The sequence below is a fragment of the Sphaerisporangium sp. NPDC049002 genome, from assembly GCF_040649355.1.
Classification (GTDB): Bacteria; Actinomycetota; Actinomycetes; order Streptosporangiales; family Streptosporangiaceae; genus Sphaerisporangium.
Map to the genome: position 1 here is coordinate 78,687 of NZ_JBEZFH010000007.1, position 6,247 is coordinate 84,933.

The 6,247-nt window shown below is 69.6% G+C and carries 2 protein-coding genes; one reads left to right on the forward strand and one right to left on the reverse strand.

Translation table 11 applies throughout. The features are described from left to right. Positions 1-13: 13 nt before the first annotated feature. Positions 14-2,149: a transglycosylase domain-containing protein gene (locus AB0B89_RS03245; RefSeq protein WP_358547355.1), complete on the forward strand. Its 2,136-nt coding sequence runs from the start codon at positions 14-16 to the stop codon at positions 2,147-2,149. A gap of 453 nt (positions 2,150-2,602) precedes the next feature. Here AB0B89_RS03245 and AB0B89_RS03250 read toward each other — a convergent pair whose 3' ends face one another. Then, on the reverse strand, positions 2,603-5,425 hold the full coding sequence (locus AB0B89_RS03250) for a carbohydrate-binding protein (protein ID WP_358547358.1): 2,823 nt from the start codon (positions 5,423-5,425) through the stop codon (positions 2,603-2,605). Positions 5,426-6,247 lie beyond the last annotated feature (822 nt).

The window sequence follows — 6,247 nt, forward strand, 5'->3', positions numbered from 1 at the left end:
TCGGGAGGCTCTGATGCGACAGGGGAAGGCATCGAAGATCGCGCGTCTTGCCGGGGTGGCGGTGGCGGCGGGGATGCTGGCCGCGGGGCTCGCGCTGCCCGCCGTGGGGGGCGCGGGGGTGGCGATCATCGGCGCGTCGGACGGGCTCGACCTCAAGCCCGCCGAACTCCCTGAACCCCCGCTCGCCGAGAAGACGACGGTCCTCGACGCCAACGGGCACCCGATCGCGCAGTTCTGGGACGTGTACCGCGAGGTCGTCCCGCTCCGCCAGGTGGCCGATGTCATGAAGACGGCCATCATCTCGATCGAGGACGACCGCTTCTACGAGCACGGCGCGATCGACCTCGAAGGCACCATGCGGGCGCTGGCGAGGAACCTCCAGTCGGGCGGGGTGAGCCAGGGCGGCTCCACCATCACCCAGCAGTACGTCAAGCAGGTGCTGCTGAACACGGCCGTCACCAAGAAGGAGAAGGAAAAGGCCCTGGAGGCCACCTACGGGCGCAAACTCAACGAGCTGCGCTTCGCGATGGGGGTCGAGCAGAAGTACACCAAGGACCAGATCCTTGAGAAGTACCTCAACATCGCCTACTTCGGCGCCGGGGCCAACGGCATCGAGGCCGCGGCCAAACGGTTTTTCGGCGTGCACGCCTCCCGGATCACGCTGTGGCAGGCGGCCACCCTGGCGGGGGCCGTGCAGCTGCCCACCGCCACCGATCCGGAGGGCGGCAGGAAGAACCGGCAACGGCTGCTGGAACGGCGCGACGTCGTGCTCGACCGGATGAGGGAGCTCGGCAAGATCACTCCCCAGCAGGCCGCCGAGGCCAAGTCCAAGAAGCTCGGCTACAAGGGCACGCCCCTGCCCGGCAACTGCACGGCGAGCCCCTACCCCTACTTCTGCGTGTACGTGCGTGAGGAGTTCCTGCGCGATCCCGCGTTCGGCAGGACCGAGGAGGACAACGCCCGGCTCCTCTACCGCGGCGGTCTGACGATCAGGACGACGCTCGACCCCCGCATGCAGGCGGCGGCCGAGAAGGCCATCAAGAAGCACGTCCACGCCTCCGACAACCCCGTCGCCTCCGAGGCCCTGGTCCAGCCGGGCACCGGGATGATCAAGGCAATGGCGGCCAGCCGCGGGTACGGCACCTCCGCGCGCCGCCACGAGATGTCGTACAACATCGTGGCCGACACCGGCCACGGCGGCCTCGGCGGGTTCCAGGCGGGCTCGACGTTCAAGACCTTCACGCTGATCACGGCCCTGGAGCAGGGCATGAAGATCGACGACGGCTTCAGCGTCGGCGACGGCTACCGCGCCACGGGCTACTCCGCCTTCACGAACTGCAAGGGCGAGAACGTCGGCGACCCGACGCACACCGTCACCAACGACGAAGGATCTCCCGGCTTCAAGTCGCTGCGGACCGGCACCTGGCAGTCGGTCAACACCTTCTTCATGGAACTGGAGCGCCGCGTCGGCCTGTGCGACACCGTCCGGACCGCCAGGTCACTGGGCATCAAGCGGGCCGACGGCCGGAAGTTGCAGGAGTACGAGACCTTCACTCTCGGCATCAACGAGATGGACCCGGTGACCGTCGCCAACGCCTACGCCGCCATCGCCGCGCGCGGGAAGTACTGCGCTCCCATGGCCATCACCCAGGTCACCGCCCAGGACGGCGAGGTGACCGACTTCCGGTCGAAGTGCCGCCAGGCGCTGGATCCCGAAGTCGCGGACGCCGCGGCGCACATCCTGTCGGGGGTGTTCACCAAGGGCACGATGCGGGCGGTGGGCGGGATCGGCAGGGACGCCGCCGGCAAGACCGGCACCAACGACGACCAGTCGAGCGCGTGGTTCGCGGGATTCACCCCCGACCTTGCCGGCGCGGTGAGCATCGGCGACCCCCGAGGCGCCATCGCGCACAAGCTCAACGGCGTCACCATCGGGGGCAGGTACTACGGCGCCGTCTTCGGGGCCACCATCCCCGGGCCGATCTGGAACGACACCATGATGGCCGCACTCAGGGGAGTGAACGCCACGTCCTTCACCCCGATCGACTCGGCGCGCTTCGGCGGCTGCGGGCAGAACTGCCCGTCAGACCGCCCGGCCCCCGGCGACGGAGAGGGCGGTGACGGTCCCGCGGCGCCCACTGTTCAGTGAGGAGGCCCTCGCGGCCCGCTGACCACCATCCCGCGCGCGAGCCACAGGCCGCGGCGCCTCCTCGTCGTCGGCGGTACGGCCCGGATCCGATTCGAACCTGTGTACGACTCTGTGGATACTGTGGATAACTTCTTCTCCGGGCCGGCCAGGGAGCGGGCCGCGCCTTCTACGGCGGAGCCACCCTCAGGGCGAGGGCGGCTTCGCCGGGAGCGCCGCTACGGCTCCGGAACCAGGCCGCCGGCGGCGTCCGCGGGGTCGACGTAGAGCTTGTCGAACCCGGCGAGCGGGGCGGAGCCGGCGGGTGCGCCAACGTACGCTCAGCGGGTCGCGCCGGGGATACGCCAGTTCTCCCCTACCACCGTGTTATGGGACAGACCTCGCTGGACGATGAGGCTCGCCGCCGCCTGAGAGGGACGGGCCGGGGTCGCCCTGCGCCCCGGCCCGCCGTGGTGCTCAGCTTCCGTAGACCTCGAAGGTGAACAGGGAGTACCCGTACGCCGTGCCCCGGGCGGTGCCGTAGATGCGCACGTACCGGGTGGAGGCGTTCAGGCCGGTGTTGTCGTCCTCGCCGCCGTTGCCGCCGGTCACCGACCGGGCGGTGGTCCAGGTGGTGCCGTTGGGTGAGGTCTGGATCTGGTACGCCGAACCGTAGGCGGCCTCCCACACAAGGCGCACCCGGTTGATGGTGTAGGTGGCGCCCAGGTCGACCTGGATCCACTGCGGGTCGGAGAACGCGCTGGACCACCGGGTCGTCGCCGACGCGTCCACCGCGGCCGAGGCCGGGTAGGCGGCCGACTCGACGCTGGAGGCCGTCGCCGGCTTGTTCAGCGCGAGGTTCGACGTCGGCGGCGGTGTGCCGCCGCTGGTGAACGTGAAGGAGTCGATGTCGAACAGCGAGCCCGCGCCACCGGTGAAGACCAGGAACAGGTTCGTCGTCCCTGCCGGCGGTGTCACGGTACCGGTGACGTTGACCCAGGTCTCCCAGCCGCCGGTCGGCGCGACCGTGGCCGTGCCGATCACCGTCCCGGTCGCCGAACCGGCCCGCAGGGTGAGCGTGCCGCCCGCCCCACCCGACGCGACCCGGGCCGTGAACGAGGTGACCCCGGTCAGGTTGTACGGCGTGAACGAGATCCAGTCCCCGTTCTCGATGTACCCGACCGCGTTGCCGCCGTTGGCGGAGGCCTTGGCCACGACCGTCACACCCTGCTGGGCGTTGTAGTGCTCGGCCTGCCGGATCCGCGGCTGCAGGACGGCCTGCGGCGCGTGGACGGCCGTGGTCGAGCCGACCGGGGTGTACTCCGCGTCGAAGACGCCGAAGATGTTCGCGTTGGCGTCGTGCTCACCGTCCACAGTGGTCTGGATGGTGCCGGAGCAGCCGGTCGCGCTGGTGAGCGGGTGGCCGTGGCTGTCGTGGCCGAGGATGTAGGTGATCTTCACCCGGCTGCAGTCGATGGTCGGGGCGTTCGGATCGGTGACGCTGATCTGGAACGGGATCGCGTCCCCGAAGCTGAACACCCGCCCGTTGAGCGGCAGGTTGAGCGTGACCTTCGGTTGCCCGACGCTGATGGTGATGCTCGCCGTGGCACTGCGGCCGGTGTTGTCGCTCACGGTCAGGGTCGCCGTGTACGTGCCGTTGGACGCGTAGGTGAACGACGGGTTGGCCGCGGTCGAGTCGGTGCTGCCGTTCGATGTGAAGTCCCACGCGTAGGTGATCGGGTCGCCGTCCGGGTCGGTGGTCCCGGCCGAGCTGAACTGCACGGCGAGCGGCGCGTTCCCGGAGCTCGGGTTGGCGTTGATCACCGGGATGGGGGCTCGGCCGGTGCCCGAGTTGTACTCGATCCTGTACACGGCCGAGTTGGCGTCGCCGCCGAACCAGCCGGTGCCGTAGTCGAGCACGTACAGCGCGCCGTCCGGCCCGAACTCCATGTCCATCACCTGGGTGCCGGTCCAGGCAGGGAAGGCCTCGATCGCGCCCACCCCGCCGCCGGAGGCCACGGTGGCCGTCTTGATCCATCGCCGGCCGAACTCTCCGAGGAACACCTTGCCGTCCATCGAGGCCGGGAACTTCACGTCCGAGGCGAGCGCGGCGTCGTAGTGGTAGACCGGGCCGCCCATCGGCGACCAGCTTCCGCAGCACAGCTCCTGCCGGTCCTGGCCGACTCCGTACGGCAGCCAGGCGGCGCGCGAGGCCGGGAGCTGGGTGATGCCGGTGTTGTTGCGCGAGTTGTTCACCGGCCCGCCGGCGCAGTTGAACGCGGGGCCCGAGGGCCCGGACGGGAACTGGAAGTCGACGTACGGCACGTTGAACTGCGAGCAGTACGGCCAGCCGTAGAAGCCGGGCTGGGTGATGCGCTCGAACGACACCGACGCCGCCGGGCCCCGGTTGGGGTCGGCGGTGCCCGCGTCCGGCCCGTAGTCACCGAGGTAGACCGTGCCGGTGGCCCGGTCGACGCTCATCCGGAACGGGTTGCGGAAACCCATCGCGTAGATCTCGGGCCGGGTGTTCGCGGTGCCGGGCGCGAACATGTTGCCCGCCGGGATGGTGTAGCCGCCGGTCGCGCCCGGCTTGACCCGTAGCACCTTGCCCCGCAGGTCGTTGCTGTTGCCTGCGGTGCGCTGCGCGTCGTAGGCCGGGTTGCGGTCGGTCCGCTCGTCGATCGGCGTGAAGCCGCTGGAGTCGAACGGGTTCGTGTCGTCACCGGTGGAGAGGTAGAGGTTGCCGGCCGCGTCGAAGTCGATGTCGCCGCCGACATGGCAGCACATGCCGCGGCTGGTGGGGACGTCCAGGATGGTGACCGCGGAGGCCGCGTTGAGGGTGTTGTCCGCGTTGACCGTGTACCGGGCCAGCCGGTTCACGCCGTTGAACGGGGCGAACTGGGCCGCCGTCCCGGAGGCCGGCGCGTCACCGCCCGGGGTGGACAGCGGCGGCGCGTAGTAGACGTACACCCACCGGTTCGACGCGAAGTTCGGGTCGGCCTTGATGCTCTGCAGGCCCTCCTCGTCGTGCGTGTACACCGGGATGGTGAGCGCCACCTTGGTGTTGCCGAGCACGTCGGTGTAGCGGATCGTGCCGTCGCGCGAGGTGTGCAGCACACCCCGGTTGGGCAGGACGGTCAGGCCCATCGGCTCGCCGGTCTCCGCCGCGCCCTTGGCCAGCGTCACCTGGGTGTAGCCGGGTGCCGCGAGCGCCGCGGCGTTCGGTGCGGCCTGTGCCGGAGGGGCCAGACTCAGGGCGGCCGTAAGTACGGCGACGCATGAGGCCAGTCTTCGTAACATGATCGGTTGGTCTCGCTTCCTGTCGTACGAGTCCAGACAGGCGTGCGCCGATCACGCCAACGACGCGGAGAGTGGGGGAATCCGTCAGCGACGTCGTTCGGACAAATGTGTACCGCTGTAGATAGAACAGTCAACAGGTCTCTGTCAGAGGGGGTGAGTCACCTCGCCTTCGAGCGCTGCGGGGTCGGGACAAGCCGTCAAGCGGTCGCGGATGGACGCGCTGGGGGCGTCACGAAGGGGGCCGTCGCCGGTCGTCGTGGGCGGCGGTGGCGCTGGGACACGGGGGTCGATGGGCCTCGGAGCGCGACCTTCGTCGCAGGAGACGAAGGATGCGGTGCTGCGGTGGCAACTCGCTGCACCTCCTGAACTTTCGCCAAATGCCCGGCTTGTTCTGGTGTGAGCCTAGAATGTTGCGTAGAAACTGTCTAGATGTTACGGCTGGTGCGAGGGCGCTTTTATCGTTCTGCGACAAAAGTGCGGCGTCGTCAGTCGAAACTCCACCTGCGGGGCACAGGCCAGCGCCAGGCCGAAGGCCGGCGATCCCCAGCCGATCGCGCCGGGCGAGCGTTGGACCCGCGCCGGACGAGTGTCGGACCCCCGCCGGACGAGTGCCGGACCCAGGAGAGGCGAGTGTCGGACCCGGGGCAGACGAGTGCCGGACCGCGCCGGAAGACGACCGCCTTCCCTCCGTCGCGGGCCGACACTCGAAGGTCGCGCCTGGGAACCGTCAGACCTCTTCGACGCTGCTCGGCTCACGCCGGGACAGGTCGATGCCGAGCTCCTCCGCCGCGCGGAAGACGTCCTCGTCGGTGTCGCGCATCT

Coding starts and splice junctions, on each gene's coding strand:
- AB0B89_RS03245 (WP_358547355.1), top strand. CDS start 14: ATGCGACAGGGGAAGGCATCGAAGATCGCGCGTCTTGCCGGGGTGGCG.
- AB0B89_RS03250 (WP_358547358.1), bottom strand. CDS start 5,425: ATGTTACGAAGACTGGCCTCATGCGTCGCCGTACTTACGGCCGCCCTG.